15 protein-coding genes, 1 tRNA gene and 1 other RNA gene are annotated in these 17048 nt (G+C 56.9%); 12 read left to right on the top strand and 5 right to left on the bottom strand.

What is annotated here, in order from left to right; all coding sequences use genetic code 11:
• The 3 genes from ABYO54_RS04235 to wbaP form a co-directional block, all read left to right on the top strand.
• Positions 1 to 949 (top strand): ABC transporter ATP-binding protein (locus tag ABYO54_RS04235; RefSeq protein ID WP_372806998.1); only part of this gene is annotated, 949 nt, incomplete at its 5' end.
• Between the two features lie 11 nt (positions 950 to 960).
• Entirely contained in the window at positions 961 to 2193 is a 1233-nt protein-coding gene (locus tag ABYO54_RS04230) for an O-antigen ligase family protein (RefSeq protein WP_372806997.1), read from the top strand.
• A complete protein-coding gene (gene wbaP / locus ABYO54_RS04225; RefSeq protein ID WP_372806996.1) occupies positions 2183 to 3616 on the top strand; it encodes an undecaprenyl-phosphate galactose phosphotransferase WbaP in 1434 nt (477 codons plus the stop codon). The genes ABYO54_RS04230 and wbaP overlap by 11 nt, the downstream gene beginning before the upstream one ends.
• Here wbaP and ABYO54_RS04220 read toward each other — a convergent pair.
• The 5 genes from ABYO54_RS04220 to ABYO54_RS04200 are packed head-to-tail and all read right to left on the bottom strand — an operon-like array spanning position 3597 to position 9823.
• A complete protein-coding gene (locus ABYO54_RS04220; protein WP_372806995.1) occupies positions 3597 to 4694 on the bottom strand; it encodes a glycosyltransferase in 1098 nt (365 codons plus the stop codon). The genes wbaP and ABYO54_RS04220 overlap by 20 nt on opposite strands.
• On the bottom strand, positions 4691 to 5860 hold the full coding sequence (locus ABYO54_RS04215) for a glycosyltransferase (protein WP_372806994.1): 1170 nt from the start codon (positions 5858 to 5860) through the stop codon (positions 4691 to 4693). Before ABYO54_RS04215 ends, ABYO54_RS04220 begins: the two co-directional genes overlap by 4 nt.
• Complete coding sequence (gene murJ / locus ABYO54_RS04210) at positions 5857 to 7353, bottom strand: murein biosynthesis integral membrane protein MurJ (protein ID WP_372806993.1); 1497 nt, start codon at positions 7351 to 7353, stop codon at positions 5857 to 5859. Before murJ ends, ABYO54_RS04215 begins: the two co-directional genes overlap by 4 nt.
• An 11-nt stretch (positions 7354 to 7364) precedes the next feature.
• Entirely contained in the window at positions 7365 to 8714 is a 1350-nt protein-coding gene (locus ABYO54_RS04205) for an O-antigen ligase family protein (RefSeq protein ID WP_372806992.1), read from the bottom strand.
• Positions 8714 to 9823 (bottom strand): glycosyltransferase, encoded by a 1110-nt coding sequence (locus ABYO54_RS04200; protein ID WP_372806991.1) that lies wholly within the window; start codon positions 9821 to 9823, stop codon positions 8714 to 8716. The genes ABYO54_RS04205 and ABYO54_RS04200 overlap by 1 nt, the downstream gene beginning before the upstream one ends.
• Before the next feature lie 479 nt (positions 9824 to 10302).
• On the opposite strand from ABYO54_RS04200, the gene ABYO54_RS04195 reads away from it, so the two are divergent.
• The 9 genes from ABYO54_RS04195 (at position 10303) to ABYO54_RS04155 (ending at position 16886) form a co-directional block, all read left to right on the top strand.
• A complete protein-coding gene (locus ABYO54_RS04195) occupies positions 10303 to 11400 on the top strand; it encodes an LptF/LptG family permease (RefSeq protein WP_372806990.1) in 1098 nt (365 codons plus the stop codon).
• A gap of 498 nt (positions 11401 to 11898) precedes the next feature.
• An RNA gene (gene ffs, locus ABYO54_RS04190) (signal recognition particle sRNA small type) lies at positions 11899 to 11996 on the top strand.
• A gap of 83 nt (positions 11997 to 12079) precedes the next feature.
• Positions 12080 to 13723, top strand: coding sequence for a DNA polymerase III subunit gamma/tau (gene dnaX / locus ABYO54_RS04185; RefSeq protein WP_372806989.1), 1644 nt, complete (start codon positions 12080 to 12082; stop codon positions 13721 to 13723).
• 78 nt (positions 13724 to 13801) lie between these two features.
• A complete protein-coding gene (locus ABYO54_RS04180) occupies positions 13802 to 14116 on the top strand; it encodes a YbaB/EbfC family nucleoid-associated protein (protein ID WP_372806988.1) in 315 nt (104 codons plus the stop codon).
• 87 nt (positions 14117 to 14203) lie between these two features.
• Positions 14204 to 14809, top strand: a complete 606-nt coding sequence (recR, locus tag ABYO54_RS04175; RefSeq protein ID WP_372806987.1) for a recombination mediator RecR — start codon at positions 14204 to 14206, stop codon at positions 14807 to 14809.
• Positions 14810 to 14911: 102 nt separating this feature from the next.
• Positions 14912 to 14986 (top strand) — tRNA-Asn (locus ABYO54_RS04170).
• Between the two features lie 194 nt (positions 14987 to 15180).
• Positions 15181 to 15705 (top strand): RNA polymerase sigma factor, encoded by a 525-nt coding sequence (locus ABYO54_RS04165; RefSeq protein WP_372806986.1) that lies wholly within the window; start codon positions 15181 to 15183, stop codon positions 15703 to 15705.
• A complete protein-coding gene (locus ABYO54_RS04160; protein WP_372806985.1) occupies positions 15698 to 16204 on the top strand; it encodes a glycogen-binding domain-containing protein in 507 nt (168 codons plus the stop codon). The genes ABYO54_RS04165 and ABYO54_RS04160 overlap by 8 nt, the downstream gene beginning before the upstream one ends.
• Positions 16197 to 16886 carry a hypothetical protein gene (locus ABYO54_RS04155; protein ID WP_372806984.1) on the top strand — a complete coding sequence of 230 codons (690 nt, stop codon included), beginning with the start codon at positions 16197 to 16199 and terminating at the stop codon, positions 16884 to 16886. Before ABYO54_RS04160 ends, ABYO54_RS04155 begins: the two co-directional genes overlap by 8 nt.
• Positions 16887 to 17048: the final 162 nt, after the last annotated feature.

Here is a 17048-nt window from a genome sequence, read left to right as displayed (position 1 = left end):
CGGCGTTTCCGTCGCCGTCGTCTATATGCGCCTCAAAGGCGTCGATTACGAAGCGGTCGCGCTGCTCGGCGCCTTCTATTTCTGCTATGAGCCGACCAAGAAGTTCGGGGCCATGCACATGGCGCTCAAGCGCGGCGAGGCCGCCCTCGAGCGCATCGAATACATCCTCCATGAACCCAACGCCGTGCCCGAGCCGGAAAATCCCGTCGAACTCGGCGAGGTCAAAGGGCAGGTCGAATTCGACCACGTGAGTTTCCGCTACCTCGAAGAATGGGTGCTGCGCGACGTTAACCTTTCGTTCAAGCCGGGCAGCATCGTGGCGCTGGTTGGCCCGAGCGGGGCGGGCAAGACCACCATCGCCGACCTGATTCCGCGCTTCTACGATGTCCAGAAAGGGAGCGTCCGGATCGATGGGAAGGATGTGCGCGATGTTTCCTCCACCGAACTGCGCGCCGCCATTTCCGTCGTCTCGCAGGACACGTTCCTGTTCAACGAAACGATCCTCGACAACATCCGTTTGGGCAATCCCCAAGCGACCGACGAGCAGGTCCACGCCGCGGCCAAGCTCGCCTTTGCCCACGATTTCATCCTTGAGCTGGAAAAGGGCTACGACACCGTCGTCGGCGAGCGCGGCACGCGGCTCTCCGGCGGGCAAAAACAGCGCATTGCCATTGCCCGCGCCTTCCTCAAAAGCGCACCGATCCTGATTCTCGACGAAGCCACCTCCGCGCTCGACTCCGAAAGCGAGGAAAAGATCCAGCGCGCGCTCGAAAAACTGGTGCGCGGCAAGACCGTTTTCATGATTGCCCATCGCTTCGCCACCATCAAAATGGCCGACGAAATCGTGGTGATGGAAGATGGCGTGATGCGCGCGCACGGACCGCACTCGGCGCTTTACGCCTCCGATGCGCTCTACAAAAGTCTCTACGACCAGCAGTTTTTGCAATAAAAGGAACAAGGTTGAAGCAGCTGTTGAAAAACTTGGATTGGAAAGAAAGCGTTGCTGTTTTCATGACGGTGGCGCTGTATATTTTCCCGGGAGCGATCCTTTTGGTGGATCATTATTCCAGCGCAATTATCGTGATGGGTTTGATCTGCGCGATATTACTCGTGCGCCGGGCGGATTTTAAAACGTTCCCGCTTGCGAAGGGAATGACGGTTGTTTTTAGTTTGTGGTTTGTCTGGGCGCTGCTTCAATGGCCGTTTTCCGAGAAGCCGTTGCTTGAGTTTGCCGGCCTTTCGAAACCGCTGCGCTTCCTGATGTTCCTGCCGTTGGTGATGTTGTTTCACAAGCTGAAGGTCGGGGAACGTTTTCTGATGGTGTCTGTAATCCCTTGGTCGATTGTTATGGGGTTTTATTCCATCGCATTCGCCCTGTTGCATGATACCCGCGTAACCACCGTCGGATGCTATCCGATCACGTTTGGCGATTTGACGGTGGTGCTTGGCAGTTTGTCGCTGTTGGGGGTGAAATGGTTCCGCCGCAACCGACTTATGGCCGGGGTTTCTCTTTTTGCCGCTGTAATGGGGCTAACCGCTTCCATCTTGTCGGAAACCAGAGGCGCGTGGCTTTTCCTTCCGTTTGTTGTGATTATTGCGTTCCATTATTTTTTTTCCCGTCATTCCCTGAGGAAGCGGGTGGCGATCGGCGGGGTCGCCGCCCTGTTGCTGACCGGCGTGGGTTTTGGCGTCGCCCCGGTTCGCAATGGATTTGAGCGGGCGATTGATGAGTCCATGCAATACTTTCAAGACGAAGAAATGGATACGTCGTCGGGATTGCGGATCTTGATGTGGCGGCAGGCCATCGAAAACTTCAAGCGGTCACCGTGGGTGGGCATCGGGCCTGAAAGCTTTTATTTCGAATTGGAACACGAGGGCGGGGTCCGGAAGTTCTATCATCCCCATAGTTCATATTTTTCGGCGCTGTCCAGCGGGGGCATAGTTGGCCTTGCGGTTCTGCTGTGTTTCTGGGGCTATCCGCTGTATGTGTGTCTTTCCGGTCGGATGAAGAACAGCGAGTTGGCGGTTCCCGGCGTGCTGGTGGTCGTGCTCGGGTTTGCGGTGTTCGGTCTCACGGAAGATCTTTTTGCCAAAGGGATCTTTGTCTCGTTCTATGTGGTAATGATGGCATGGTTGGTCTCGCTTGAATATGCCGACGTGGAATGGGGTGGGAAGGCCCGCGATGAAGTTTAAGCTTGGAAACAGGTTTTTTTGGGTAAAAGTCGGGGCGGTTGGCCTGGATCTGTTTTCCGTTTCACTCTTGTACGTTTCCATGGTTTTTTTACGGTTGTGGCTTGGCGGCGACTTTAAGCCATGGAGCTATTTTAAACTCTATCCGTTCCTTTTTGTGTTCTGGATCGTTTTCGAGAAGGCGGGTCTTTATCAGGGGTGCGCCATCTATTCCGGCGCCTCCATTGGGCCTGTGGAGGAAATTCGCCGTATTTTCTATGCCACCAGCATGATTTTTCTCGGACTGGGTTTTTCCAATTATATTTATCATCCCGACAACTATCTCTATTCCCGCGCAATTCTGTTGGCTTCGTATCTGGGGTGCCTGGTTTTAATTCCTGCAAACCGGGTTTTTTTGCGGAAAGTTCTCGCGTCCCGGGGGTGGTGGGGGGTTTCAACGGTCATTATCGGTTCGGGCAAGATCGCCTCTTCCATATACCAGCAACTCAGTAGCCATTCGGAGTATGGTTTGTTGCCGGTTGGGTATTTTTCCGATCGGGCTGAATCTGAAGTGCTTATGCCGCCGGGGGCAACGCATCTGGGTTCCATGGATCGGATTCATTCGGTTTCCTCTGCGCTGTCCATCAAGTACGCCATCATCGCTGAGGACAATGTGGATTCTGCCTACATTTCCGCGATCGTGAAACAGTACGGCATCGATTTTCCCCATCTCCTGTTCGTGCCTTGTCTGGGAATCGAAGAAACCGCGTGGGTCTCTCCCAAGGATATCAGCGGTACGCTTGGTTTGGAGATTCGCCACAATCTGCTGATTCCCAATATTTATCGGTTAAAGCGGATTCTCGACTATGCACTCACGATTCCCTGCACTGTGGTCGGTACGGTTCTCATGGCGGTCATTGCATTGCTCATTAAACTGGATTCCCCCGGCCCTGTGATTTTCAAGCATAGCCGTATTGCAAAAAACGGGCGTAAAATAAATATCTACAAATTCAGGACAATGGTCTTGGATGCGCCGGAAATCCTGGAAGAGCTGCTGTCCTCCGATCCTGCCTTGAGAGTCCAGTGGGAAACCTTTGGTAAGCTTGACGACGACCCCCGCATAACCCGCATTGGACGGTGGTTGCGGATGACCAGTCTCGACGAACTCCCCCAGCTGTTCAATGTTCTGCAGGGGAAGCTGGCGTTGGTTGGCCCGCGACCAATCATAGAAGACGAGTTGCGCCACTATGGCGAAAACGCCGATGTGTTTGATATGGTGTTGCCGGGAATCACGGGCCTGTGGCAGGTGTCGGGACGCAACGAGTTGAGCTATGAAGAGCGTGTGCGGCTGGACAAATACTATGTCAGCAACTGGTCGGTTTGGCTGGATATCTATATCCTGTCAAAGACCTTTTTTGCCGTGGTCTTTAGGAGTGGTGCGCGATGAGTTGTCGTTGTGCGAAAGCCGAAAACTCTTCGAGAAACCGTTGTTCGGAAAAGCGGAGAGCGTTGTCCTTGCACGCCTGGCTGGAGAGGGTGCTGCTTTCAAATTCGTCGATTGCTTGATTCAGCGATTCGGCCTCGGGGTTTTGGAAAAGGATTCCGGTAACACGGTCTATCACGGTTTCCAAAGCCCCCCCTTCGGCCAGCGCGATCACCGGACAGCCTGCGGCCTGTGCTTCGACTGGAACAATGCCGAAATCTTCGATTCCGGGGAATACGAGGGCTTCGGCTCCGGCATAGAGTTCATCGAGTTCGTTGTCGGATACGCGTCCGAGAAATTCAATATTTCCCGAAGCCATGGCTTCCAGTTTTTTTCGTTCTTCCCCCGTTCCCGCAATTTTGAGTTTTCGTCCCGAACGGTTGAACGCTTCTACCGCGAGGTCGGCCCGTTTGTATGCGGTCAACTGTCCAAAATAGAGATAGTAGCCTTGCGGTTTTTTTTCGAGCCGCATGAACCGATCCACGTTGACCGGGGGGTAGATCACCGTCGCTTCGCGGCCGTAAATCCGGTTGATTCGTTCGGCGACAAACCGCGAGTTGGCCACGAAAACGTCCACCTGGCTCGCCGACCAAAGATCCCACTTCCGCAATGCCGGCAAAAAAAACTTCATCCCGACCTTTTTGATGAAAGCGGCTTCCTTGAAATAGTAGTCGGCCATGTCCCAAAGGTAGCGCATCGGGGTGTGGCAGTAGCAAATGTGCAGGGCGTGGGGTGGTTTTCGAATGCCTTTTGCCGGGCCGGATTCCGAACTGATGATGAGATCGTAGGGGGAAAGGTCGAGTTGGCGTAGCGCTAGCGGCATCAGGGGCAGATACGATTGGTACCACTGCTTCCCGCCGGGCAGGCGATCGATAAAGGTGGTTTGCACCTGGTGCCGCGAGATCTGTTCGGGCATCTTTTCGGCATCGTAGACGTGGGTGAAAATATCCGAGTCGGGATAGATTTTGGAAAGCGCTTCCACCACCTTTTCTCCGCCGCGGTAGTTGATTAGCCAATAGTGCACGATGGCAACCCGGTTCATTGCTTTGCTCCTTCAATGCAGTCAAGCATCTTGCGCATGCGGGTTTGGTAGGTGTTTTTCGCCGCCAATTCAATTCCGGATCGGACCCGGTTTGCGGGGAAGGTTTCGACATACCCGATAACCATGGCATTGAATTCCGCGTAGTCCTTGGCCAATCCCGCGACATCGCCGTATTGATCCAAGGCATTCAAGTTGACGCTGACGACGGGTATTCCGGCGGCAAGGTATTCGAAAAACTTCATGGGGAACATGGCTTTGGTATAGTCGTTCAGCCGGCACGGAAGCAGGGCGACATCGAATCCCTTGAGGTAGCTCGGGAGCAGTTCGTAGGGCCGAGGACCCAAGAGGTGGACGTTCTCCAGTTGATTCAGCTTTCCGGCGTCGGTCCATGGGTCTCCTTCGCCGACCTTGCCGATCAGGACGAGTTGGAGGTGCGGGTTGCGGGTTGCCACGTATTCAAGGAGATCGAAATCGATTTTATAGCCGCTGATCGCGCCGACGAATCCCAGAACGGGGCCTTTCGCTCTTATGGCGGCCAGGTCGTCCGGAATTCGGAGGGCGTCTTGGGTTGCTTGGTTGAAATGATCGAAGTCGACGACGTTCGGGTGATAGAAGATGGGCGAGGCATGTTGTTCGCACGCCGTTTTCAATTCGGGGGAGGTCACGAAGACGAAGTCGGCCGCTCTAAGAAGATCCTGTTCGGCTTTCTCGATCAAATCCGCAGGCATGCCCGGTTGTGCTTTTATGTCGTCGACGCAGTGGTAGATCACGGGGGCGAAGGGACGTAGAGAAGCGAGTTGCCGCGTCGTTAAAGGACTGTAGGTCCAAAGTGCCGGAGCATCGAATCCAAGGACCCGACTCCAGAATCGGATGCCGCAACTCAGCAGGTTCCGGTTCAGGCGATCGACGAAGGGGATGCGCCGTAGCGGCAACGGGACCGGCGACCACACCCAGACGCCCCGATCCTTGTAGGGAGGGCGGAAGGCCTTGAGCAACCGTTTGAAAATGCGGCGAAGGTCCTGCGCCTTGCCGGATGCTTTCCGGATGCCTTGGCTGTCGATATACAGCACCTTGTGGTTCAGTCGGGCCAGCTCAACCGCCACGTGCTGTTTGTTGGTCCAGAATGGATTGCTCCACTCCGCCGTTGATAAAAGTATGAAGTTCATTTTTTTCGTAGGGAATGGGATAGGATCAATGCATGTTGCATGGAAAGTTTTCTCAGCGGAGGAATTGCGGCAATCCACGCGAGCCAAGTGCATAGGAAGGCCAAGGTGCGTAGCCATTCGGCGGGTTCATAGTTGTCGAGCATGCCTAAGCCGGCGAGCGATAGACTCCCCCCGGCCAGCATCCACGCAATGATTCGATAAACCTTGCCCGGCAAGTGCAGGGCCAATGCTCCCGCCAGGAAGGTGATCAGGCCATAAACCGAAAGGGAGAATCCAAGGATCCGCGGACCGTATGTCCGGTAGCCCAGAAAGCTTATGATCGATTGCACCGTTAAGGCCACCAACATAATGATAATGAAGGTTCGGTTGCGTGCGCGGGCATTTAAGACCTTCATCAAAAAGTACCCGCCCACCTGGGCCCAGAAACCAATGCCTAAAAACCGCAAAATCGACGCGGTCAAAAGCGTGGATTCATGATCGAAGGCTCCGCGTTGGTAGCAGAGCCGAATGATGGGATTGCCGAACCCAAAAAGAAAAAATGAAACCGGAATGCAAACCAGAAGCACCATCGAGATCTTTTCCCCGACCCAGTCTTGAAGATCTTTTTCCGGATAATCGCCCAGCATGCTCAGCCCGACAAGTCCCAGTGGCACCGCAATCATATAGATGCCGGATTCCGTGATGAACTTTGCATATTCGAGCGCGGCAACGCATTCGGATCCCGTAAGCGAGGCAATGGCTTTTTCGATTCCAATCGAGCCTTGCAGGAAAAAGGGCAACAGTAGCAACGGGCGGATCGTGAGCCAAAATCGACTTAAAACCTCGGAGTTTTCCCTAAGGAGGGCGATGTTCCCGATCGACCACCCCTGCCGAAAGGCCCGCAGCAGGCCCGTCGCAAAAAATACAATGTAGGCCGCCGTGAAGCCGCCGGCAATGCAGGCGGGAGTTGACGCCGTATGCGCAAGAATCAAACCGATGATCAGGCCGACCGATTGTAGGCTGGCTCTGATCGAAGGCAGGAAGAAGCAGCCGCCCGCCATTTCCCGACAGGAAAAATAGGTGCCGAGGATGTAGAAGGGAACGCCAAGCGCCATGATGCGGACGAATATTGCCGACAGGTCTCTCCCCTCGGCCCCGAAGCCCGGAGCCAGCAGGCGAATGAGCAGGCCCGTTTTGCAAAGCAAGGTGATGGTGATCGCCACGGAAAGCAATGCCGCCAACAGGAATACGGCGGTTTCCAAAGTGCGGGCGTGTTGCTTGTTTTCATGGCGAAGACGGCGCAACATCGGAATGAATCCGGCGGAGAGTGTTTCGGATGTCAAAAAGTTGATCGGGATGAAAACCGCAGTTTGTGCAATGCGATATGAACTGACGATCAGGGAGGTTCCCCACAGGGCCGACTGAAGCAACTCCCGCAGGATCCCTAGCAGTTTCGCGGCGAGGTTCCCGCAAAACAGGGTAAAAAGTGGTTTGAAGAATCGGGGGGAATTCATCCGTCAACCTTTTACCCTTCGCTTGGCCCGATGCCTAGGGAGGCGCTCGGGTCGCGTAGCTTGCGTTCCACCGGTAACGGAAGACCGGCAAATAGAAGGGCGGTGCTCAGGGCCATCAGCGGCATAATGTGTTCTTCACCGAAAAAGAAACAGTTGGTAATCGCCGAGTGGACAAAACAACAGGCTGCGGCGAATGCAAGAAACAGGGCCGTTCTGCAAGTCCTCCACAATCTAAGCGAGGCCTTCAAAAACAGAAACAGAAACACGAGAACCGGCACCAATGCCATGAGTCCGCTTTGCACCCAGACATGTAGATAGGTGTTGTGCGGGGGATAGCTCGAAAGATGCACTTTCCGCGGATTTTCGTTGGTCGAGAAATACGCTTCCCATCCTCCGAAACCCGCTCCTTTGATTGGGTGGGACGCAATGACTTCGCCGGCCATCTTCCACCATTCCAGCCGGATTGAGCTGGTTCCTCCAATGCGCTCTGAAAAACTCCGTTCGTCGACTTTGGCCAGTGGCGGGAGGCTGTCTTTGCGGGCATCGGTGGCGGTGAGAGCCACCAAACACAACAGGGCCGTTCCTAGATGAATTGAACTGCAGCGTCTTGCTCGCTTGACGATCAACGACGCGGATAGAAAAAACACAAGCAACGGAATGGCGAACTTGGAGCCGCTGCAGCATACGGAAACCACAAAGAGATACGACGCGCAACGCGGGGCGACCGATCGTTTGATCGTTGAGAAATATCGCGTAAACCAATAGCAGACCCCGCAAAAAATCGCTCCGACGTTGGCGTTGTTAAAAAACCCTCCGGATTTTGCAACGCTCCATACGTTGTTTTTGGCTTCTCCTGACCATTCGCTGAGTGTGTTGGGGTTGATGAAGATCCGCGCGATGGGTTGTTCCCAAAAAGCGGATTCCAGAGCCGGGGATAACCGGAATAGAATGACTAAAACGGCTTGGGCCCCCGCTAAAACGAGAAACATAACGATGTACATTTCGAACCGCGATGCGATGCGGGCGGGGTGGGCCGTGGCATAGGTGAACAGGCTTACGAAGACGCATTCGTACAGCAGTGTTCGGATGCCGAGCTGCAGGTCGTTTGACCATAGCAGGCTGATGGCCTGTGCGATCAACAAGCATAAAAGCAACAGGATGGGGCCGAGGTGCTCCCTCCGTACCCGCATAATGGATGCAAGGGAAAACGGGAAAAGCATCCATGCGCATAGTACGGCGAGGGAGGGGTAGAATCCGAAGGTTTGTACCGTGAAGATTTGGACCGGCGAAAGGATGAGGGCCAGCCAGAATAAACCATCGGCTAAAGACCAGATGCGGGTGCGTGGATTCATTTCGTTCATTATGCGATGCCCTGATAGATGCTTTCAAGAATGGTGGTTTGTGTTCGGATGTCGAACCTTTGTTCGATGTGGGTTCGGGCGGACTCCCCCATGGTTGTTCGTGCCGACTCATCCCGGAGCAATGCCGTGATTTTTTCCGCCAAGGCATCCGCATTGCGTTCCTCGACCAAGTGTCCCGTCTCTCCGTCGCGAACCGCCTCCGGGATGCCGCCGCTTCGTGTCGATACCACGGGGGTTTTCAGCGCCTGGGCCTCGAGGAAAACCATTCCCAGGCCTTCTGCATCTCCATTGGATGCCGTTATGCTCGGAACGCAGAACAACCATGCCCGACGCATCATTTCCAGTACGTTGGAATGCGGGAGGGTTCCCGTCAGTTTCACGCATTTCCCCAGTCCGAGTTCCGCGATCTGCCGCTCCAGTCGTGGGCGTAGCGGCCCGTCTCCGGCAAGTATCAGTTCCGCATCCGGACAGTCGGCACGTACCTTTCGAAAGGCCTCGACTAAATACTCCAACCCTTTCTTTTCGGTAAACCTGGCCGCGGAGAAAACCGTGGGGCGCTCAAATTTGTTGGCCTGCCCGTCGGGTTTGATTCGTTCCGTATCAATGCCGATGTAGTGGGTCTTTAGCTTATGTTCCGGATACCCGCGTTCCGCCATTTTCCTGCGGATGAAGTCGGACACACAGATGAAGACGTCCGCCCGTTTCCCCAGGGATTTTTCATGCAACGCATGCCAGATCCAGGGGATCTTTCCGGAGCGGAGCATTTGTCCCCGGCGTACCGAAGCATCGAACCCGTGGCAGGTAACCACGAGAGGGATGTTCCTTGTGCGCAGAATTCCCAGCAGCATCGAGGCATCAATGCAAAAATGCGCATGTATGAGAGCGGGGCGGAATTCGGTGAGTAGCTGTTGGAATTCGAGGCTCTTTCCAAGCAGGAATGCGCCGCCCATGGAATCGAGGCAGCGGTACGGCGTCGGGTATTGCGGCGTCCCGAACGTTTTTCCGCCAACCAGCAAGGGCGAATAATCCTTCAGCATTTGAGTCTGGTTCAGGATGAAGTGCTCGGACGGCTTGAACAACTGATACCGCCACACCAGCGTGTTGTTCATGGTGGCAATTCTCCGATCGTACGGTTTTTTTCCGGCGAACTACGCAGCAACACGGCGCAAGCGGCCATCGAAATCCCAATGTATGCCACTCGTTGAAATGACCGGGAGGGGTGTGATCTTATGCAAAATAATTCCAAGAAAAACAGACCGATGGTTGCGGTTGCCTTCCAACCTCTGCGACACAATGCAATGAGATGTGATTTTTTGGACCTCGAGGCATCTGTTGGGTGCGGTAACGCCATTTAAACTTTCTTGTCGTTTGGTGTGGAGGGATCAAGATACATACAGCCGATGCTGTTGCCATGTTCTATGGGAGCGCTAAATATATCACTCATATAGGGAGGGTCACTCTATTTTGTCGCTTATTTCTTTTAAAGCAAAGGCCTAAAGCGAATGTCTGCGGGCTTGCGGTTTGGGGGGCGATCGCCTATCAATTGGTTTTCTTTGCGGGGTTCGAGTTGCGTAAGCTGAGTAGATATTTGTTGTTCGATTTTCTGGCCGTGTTCGGTACGGCGTTGCTGTTGATCACCTTTGCCTTCAGCATCGGTGCCATCTACAAGGCGATCGATGTCATGGCCAAGGGGTTGCCCGTTGCGGTCGTCGGCAAGTTTTTTCTCTACAACCTGCCGTATGCGCTGGCCTACGCCGTTCCCGTCAGTGCGCTGTTTTCCTCGCTGCTGCTGTTCGGCCGCCTTTCGTCCGACAGCGAAATCAGCGCCATGAAAAGCGGCGGTCTCAGCCTGTGGCAGATCGCCTCGCCGATTCTGCTCTTCTCGTGGGTGCTCGCCGGCCTGTGCCTCTACAATCTCTTCGTCGTCTATCCCAACACCACCTACGAAACCCGCAAGCTGCTCAAGAACATGGGCGTCGAGGACCCAATCAAGCTGCTTGAAGAGGGCCGTTTCATCCGCGATATCCCCGGCTTCATGATTTACGTCGGCAAGAAAAACGGAAACCGCGTCAAGGATTTGATCGTGTACGAGGTCGATTCCAAGGGGGAGGTGGTCCGGACCGTGCGCGCCGATAGCGGAATCATGACCACCGATCAGGCCAAGGAGTTGCTGAAGGTCGATCTGTTCGATGTCCGGATCGAGGATTCCCGCAAGAAAGGCGACTCCGAGGAGGTCTACTATGTGAATTTGGAGAAATTCCCCTATCGCTTCAGTCTCAAGGACATGATGGGGAGCAAAACCATCACGAAAAAACGCAAGAACATGACGGTCACCGAGCTGATCTACCGCATCCGCAACCCGGAGTCCGATCAGAAGTGGATGAAGAAGCGCGACATGGCGGTGGAGCACTCCAAGGATATGGTGGAGCTGCACCAGCGCATCTGCCTCGGGATTTCGCCGCTGATGTTCGTGCTCGTCGCCATTCCGCTCGGCATCAAGTCGCACCGCAAGGAATCCTCGGCCGGAATGTTGGTCAGTCTCGTCATCATGTTCGTCTACTACATTTTCATCATTCTTTCCGACACCTTCGACAAATCCCCGCAGCTCCACCCCTGGCTCTTGCCTTGGGTCCCGATCGTCCTGGGGCAGATTGGCGGCCTCCTGTTGCTGCGTCGGGCGGACTGACGGAAGCGCGCCCTGCAAGAAGCTCGGCCAGGAGCAATGAGCGATGACGGATTACAACATGGTATCCATTATGGGGCGGGGGTGCGGCGTCTATACCATGCTTTCAACCTAAATCCGGGAATGGAACCACACAATTCCGCCCCAGCGGAAGGAATTGCCTCAGATGGGCACTGATACTCAATGCGGTAAGGAGTTTGTCCCGCCCATCCGCCGGAGTAAGAGCCTGTTTTGCATAGCCTGTTCTGAACTCTGTGTCTCTGTGACCTCTAGCGAAGCGGGTGGTTGAAAATCATCCGAAAGTTTAAGGTTTCCAGTGTGCTAGCTTGAAACGGCTGATTCCCTTTTACCGCTGAGCCACGCCGGTTGTCCGGGCTTTGCCTCAGGCTTTGCACAGTTTCCGGGGCGTCGGGCTTGCCTTGCCAACACCGCCCTTGTATCTTCCCCCTTCTTCTCTTGAAACGGGAGGACAACGAGACGGTTCCCGGCACGCGTGTTGAACGTTGGCATCCGGATGACGAGAACGGGCGAACCCCGTCAGGGTCGGAAGGCAGCAGCGGTAAACCATGTTTTTCGGGTGTTCGGAATCGCTGGCGGGAGCGCTGGCCGGGAGCCCTTTCGTTGCCCTGCCGCAGAAGGGATGAACCGTATCCGGCGGTTCGGATACGCATTGCGAAACAATATGGCATATGAAGTTCTAGCACGAAAATGGCGCCCCCAGCAGTTCTCCGACGTTGTCGGCCAGGGCCACGTCACCAAGACGCTCACCAACGCGATCGAGACCGACCGCGTTGCGCACGCCTATATGTTCGTCGGTTCCCGCGGAACGGGGAAGACCACCACCGCCCGCATCCTGGCCAAGGCCCTCAACTGCGAGAAGGGGCCAACCCCCCATCCGTGCGACGTCTGCGATTCCTGCAAGGAAGTCATGGCCGGCAACAGCCTCGATGTCATCGAAATCGACGGGGCGTCCAACAACGGCGTCGACCAGGTGCGCGACTTGCGCGACAACGCCCGCTATTCCCCGGCCCGCGGCAAATACAAGATCTACATCATCGACGAAGTGCACATGCTCTCGACGCAGGCGTTCAACGCGCTGCTCAAGACGCTCGAGGAGCCCCCCGCGCACGTTAAATTCATTTTTGCCACCACCGACGTCCACAAGGTGCTGCCCACCATCCTCTCCCGCTGCCAGCGGTTCGATCTGCGCCGCATCTCGGTGCAGGATATCGTCGACCGCCTGCGCTCCGGGTGCGCGGAAGAGGGCATCGCCATCAGCGAAGATGCCCTGTTGGCCATCGCCCGCGGCGCCGAAGGCGGCCTGCGCGACGCCGAATCCGCCCTCGACCAAATCATCTCCTTCCGCGGCAAGGAAATCGAGGAAGAGGATGTCTTGGCCGTGTTCGGCCTGGTCTCCCGCCATGTGCTCGAAAACCTGACCGTCGCCATCCTCAAATCGGAGGTGCCGGCGATCATCAACATCGTTTCCGAAATGGACCAAAGCGGCAAGGACCTGCAACGCGTCGTGATGGAGCTGCTGGAAAGCTTCCGCAACCTGCTGGTCGTCCTCTATGCCGGGCAAGGCGCCGTCGCGCTCGAGCTGCCGGAGTCCCAGCTGGAGTTCTACCAGGCCCAGGCGCCGGCCACCGAGGCCGGGCGCGTCCTCCGCATCATCGATGCCTTGGTCGAGGCCGATGGCCGCATGCGCTACGCGCTCTCCAAGAAAACCCTGCTTGAAACCGGGCTAATCCGGTGCTCCCGCGCCGCCGAAACGGTCTCCATCAACGAGCTGCTCAAACAGGTGGCCGACCTAAAAAAAAACTTTAAATCCGGCGCAGTAGCTTCATCCGCCTTGGCCGAAACCACCCCCTCCTACGCCGCGGGCGGCCAAAAAAAAAAGATAGCTGCGGCTGACGAAATCGAACGGCTCTTCGCCCAGTGGCCCGCCATCATCGATCAGGTCGGCAAGGCCGATGCCCTCTCAAAGAGCTATCTGCTCAACACCGCGCCGTTGCGCACCGATGATACCCACCTCTATGTCGGGTTCGATCCCGAGTTCTCCGGCGATTGCTCGCGTCTCGAGGATGCCCGCACCAAGCTCGCGCTTGCCCGCGCGGTCGATCGGCATATCGGCCGCATGCTCTCCGTTGCCTACGAACCGCTCCAGGCCGACGACCGCCGCCCGTTGCCGTCCGACAGCCCCGTGTCCGATCAGGGGCCGGAGGATACGGTGATGCTCACAAAAGAGCAGAAATGGTATGCGAATCCCATTGTGAAAACCGTCGTGGATGCGTTCAATGGCGCGATTGTCGATATACGGGAGTGACCCGTGGATGCAGCGCAATCCCGGCTGCCGGATTGGATTTAACCCGTCTCTAAGGACTAAAAACCAAGGACTAAAATCATGAACATGATGAAAATGATGAAGCAGGCCCAGGACCTGCAGAAAAACATGAAGAAAAAGCAGGACGAACTGGCCAAGACCGAGGTCCAGTTTTCCGCCGGCGGCGGAATGGTGACGGCCGTGGCGACCTGCGATATGAAAATCAAAAGCATCAAGATCAACCCCGACGCCGTCGATCCCGAAGACGTCGAGATGCTCGAAGACCTCGTGTTTGCGGCCGTCGACGGCGTGCTGACCTCCGCGCAGGACACCATGTCCAAGGAGATGGGCAAATTGACGAGCGGCATGGGCCTGCCGGGCGGACTCCCTTTTTAGGGGCGTGTTCAGCACCGCTGCTCCGTACCCTCGGCGCAGCGGGCGGTTAAATTGAGTTCCGGCTTGGCCGGATTAGGATTTTTTCCGATGCAGCATCTGGTTCCTCTAGATAATCTTGTTGCGGCGCTCAGCCGTCTGCCCGGCATCGGCCGGCGCACCGCCGAGCGCATGGCCATGGCGCTGGTGCAAGACGGCAAGGGCTTGATGCGCATTCTGGCCAACGCGCTGCTGGAGGCCGACGACGGGATTGCCAACTGCGAGCGGTGCGGAAACGTGACGCTCGCGTCCATCAATCCCTGCGAGCTCTGCTCCCGCCACCGCAAAGATGCGCACATCCTCTGCGTCGTCGAGTCCCCGGCCGATATCATGAAAATCGAAGAGTCGGGCGGGTTCCAGGGCCGCTACCATGCGCTCATGGGCCGCCTCTCGCCGATGCAGGGAACCGGCGTTGCCGATCTGCGGGTCGACAAACTGCTCGGCCGCATCGCCGCCGAAGGCATTTCCGAGGTGTTGATCGCCCTGGGAACCGATGTCGAGAGCGATGCCACGGCCAGCTATTTGAAAGAGGTTCTCTCCACCCGCCCGGTCAAAATTTCGCGGATCGCCTTCGGTCTTCCGGCCGGAAGCGCCATCGAATATTCCGACGCAACAACCCTCGCTCGTGCGATAAAGGGCCGCCAGGAAATAAGTTAGAAAAACCGGCGCTTGGACCGATGCAATTAGATTCAAAAAAGTTGGTTTCGGGGTATTGACAAGATCGGGGATTCCTGTACCTTGTGCGCCTCTTTTGAGTATTCCTGCGTAGCTCAGCGGTAGAGTAGGTGACTGTTAATCACTTGGTCGCTGGTTCGAATCCAGCCGCAGGAGCCATCTTCAACCCCGCTATCAGCAATGATGGCGGGGTTTTTTTGTGGAGCGCCGAAAAGGCCGCCGCATTCGCGCCCGGCGCTTCGTTCCTGCGGCTTGATCGATGGTTGATCCGCGCGGGGCGTACGCATACACTCTTCCCGTTACGCGATGTGACGATTTGGAACGTCGGCGTGTATAGAGGATAGAACGTGGCCATGGATGAACGGACAGACCAGGAGTTGGTGAGCGCCTGCCTGGAGGGTAACCGGGACGCATTTGCGCAACTGGTCGGTCGCCATCAGGACTCGGTCTACGGGTTGGCCGTGGGGATGACGCGCAACCACGAGGACGCGGCGGATATGGCGCAGGACGCTTTCATTCGAGCCTATGCAAAGCTGGAGCAGTACAATCCGGACTACTCCTTCAAATCGTGGCTGCTGCGCATTTGCGCCAACCAAACGAAAAACCTGTTCCGGAAGCGGACGCGCCGGCGGGCGGTCGAGGAAAACTATTTGAAGGAAGGGGAGGTGGCAGGCGATGCGGCGCCCCCCGACTACGAAGCGCTGGAAGCGGCGCTGGCGCAACTGCCGCCCAAACTGTGTGCGCCGCTGCGGCTGAAGTTCATGGAGGGAATGGCGTACGACGAGATCGGCGCGATTCTCGGCATCGGGATCAGCGCGGCCAAGATGCGCGTGATGCGGGCAAGAAAGCAACTGGCGGAGATTTTGAACCATGGATAATAAAGACCAGATGGCCGGGCGGTTGAAGCGGCATCGCACCAGGGCGCCGGAAGGGTTTGCCGATCGGGTGATGGAGGCGCTGCCGCAATGGCGAAAGACGCAACCGCGCGGTTGGTGGCCGTCGCAGGGGCGCTGGATTGCGCCTGCGCTCTCGGGCGCGGCGGCAACGTTGCTGATTCTCCTGGCCACGGGCCGGTTCCAGCCCGCCAACGTGCAGGGGCAAGTCGGCTTCCATTTCGAGCTCCATGCCCCCGGCGCCGACAAGGTCGAGCTGCTGGGCACCTTCAACAACTGGAAGATGGGCGACATCGTGCTCGACGGCCCCGACGCGTCGGGCCACTGGACCGCGACCGTCGAGCTGCCGGAGGGCCGCCACGAATATATTTTCCTGGTCGACGGCGAACGCTGGGTGGCCGACCCCAAGGGCGCGTCGCACCGCCCCGACGGCTTTGGGCGGGTCAACACCGTGATCAATTATTATGAGGACAACAATGCATAGGTGGATCGCCATCGGGTTGCTGCTTTGCGGCATGGCCGCGGCACATCCCGCCGCGGCCCAGTCGAAGAGCTGGCGCGAGCTTCGCGCAAAGAATCTGCGCATCGGGCTTTCGGAAGAGCGGGTGGACCGCGCCATGGCCGCCTGCCGTGCCGCCGACCTGCCGTTGGCCGAGGCCGAAACCCTCTTCGGCCCGGTCTTTGCCGCCCACGACGAAAAGCTTTCGGCCGATTGCGTGTTGCTCCGGATCGAAGAGGGGCTCGCCAAGCATGTTGGCTGGGCGGAGGTTCAACAAGCCGCCGACCGGCGTCTGCAGGGCATGCGGCAGGCGGACCGGCTGATCATGGCCGCTCGGAGCCGCCGCGGCGGGCAGCACGACCATCTGATGATGCACACCTGCATGGCCATCGAAAGCGGGCTGCCGATCGAGGTCTTCGAGCACCTGTTTTCCCGTCCGGGCGGTTTCCGCTATGGCCGCATGATCCACGTTGTGGAAGCCGGGGAGGCCCTCACGCTTGCCGGGCTCGCCGACGGGCAGACTCTTCTTCTCATGAACGATTTCCTCGATCGCGATCTGGCGGGGTTCGAGATCTTCCGCGTGGTCGACCTCGTCCGGGCCGGACTCCGCGACGGCAAGGATTTCGAAACCATCCATGCGACTCTCTGGGCCGCAGGCGAGCCATAGCCCAATGTGACCATTCGGGGCTGTCGCGTGTACTACCCGTGGAACCCCAATCAAGGAGCGCGTCATGAAAGTGCAAACCACCATCCTTCTGCTGATCGTCTTTTCGGCCACCATCGGCTCGGCGCAGGGCAACCGGTATCGCCACGGCAGGAACGGCGGCGG

The organism is Pontiella sp. (genome assembly GCF_041622395.1).
Taxonomy (GTDB): domain Bacteria; phylum Verrucomicrobiota; class Kiritimatiellia; order Kiritimatiellales; family Pontiellaceae; genus Pontiella.
The sequence above is the reverse complement of the archived record's forward strand: the minus strand, read 5'-3'. Positions and strand labels throughout refer to the sequence as shown.

What these genes read in the sequence shown, in the direction of transcription:
- murJ (WP_372806993.1), bottom strand. Translation starts at nt 7,353, where the DNA reads ATGAATTCCCCCCGATTCTTCAAACCACTTTTTACCCTGTTTTGCGGG.
- ABYO54_RS04200 (WP_372806991.1), bottom strand. Translation starts at nt 9,823, where the DNA reads ATGAACAACACGCTGGTGTGGCGGTATCAGTTGTTCAAGCCGTCCGAG.
- wbaP (WP_372806996.1), top strand. Translation starts at nt 2,183, where the DNA reads ATGAAGTTTAAGCTTGGAAACAGGTTTTTTTGGGTAAAAGTCGGGGCG.
- ABYO54_RS04155 (WP_372806984.1), top strand. Translation starts at nt 16,197, where the DNA reads ATGCATAGGTGGATCGCCATCGGGTTGCTGCTTTGCGGCATGGCCGCG.
- recR (WP_372806987.1), top strand. Translation starts at nt 14,204, where the DNA reads ATGCAGCATCTGGTTCCTCTAGATAATCTTGTTGCGGCGCTCAGCCGT.
- ABYO54_RS04165 (WP_372806986.1), top strand. Translation starts at nt 15,181, where the DNA reads ATGGATGAACGGACAGACCAGGAGTTGGTGAGCGCCTGCCTGGAGGGT.
- ABYO54_RS04220 (WP_372806995.1), bottom strand. Translation starts at nt 4,694, where the DNA reads ATGAACCGGGTTGCCATCGTGCACTATTGGCTAATCAACTACCGCGGC.
- dnaX (WP_372806989.1), top strand. Translation starts at nt 12,080, where the DNA reads ATGGCATATGAAGTTCTAGCACGAAAATGGCGCCCCCAGCAGTTCTCC.
- ABYO54_RS04215 (WP_372806994.1), bottom strand. Translation starts at nt 5,860, where the DNA reads ATGAACTTCATACTTTTATCAACGGCGGAGTGGAGCAATCCATTCTGG.
- ABYO54_RS04160 (WP_372806985.1), top strand. Translation starts at nt 15,698, where the DNA reads ATGGATAATAAAGACCAGATGGCCGGGCGGTTGAAGCGGCATCGCACC.
- ABYO54_RS04205 (WP_372806992.1), bottom strand. Translation starts at nt 8,714, where the DNA reads ATGAACGAAATGAATCCACGCACCCGCATCTGGTCTTTAGCCGATGGT.
- ABYO54_RS04180 (WP_372806988.1), top strand. Translation starts at nt 13,802, where the DNA reads ATGAACATGATGAAAATGATGAAGCAGGCCCAGGACCTGCAGAAAAAC.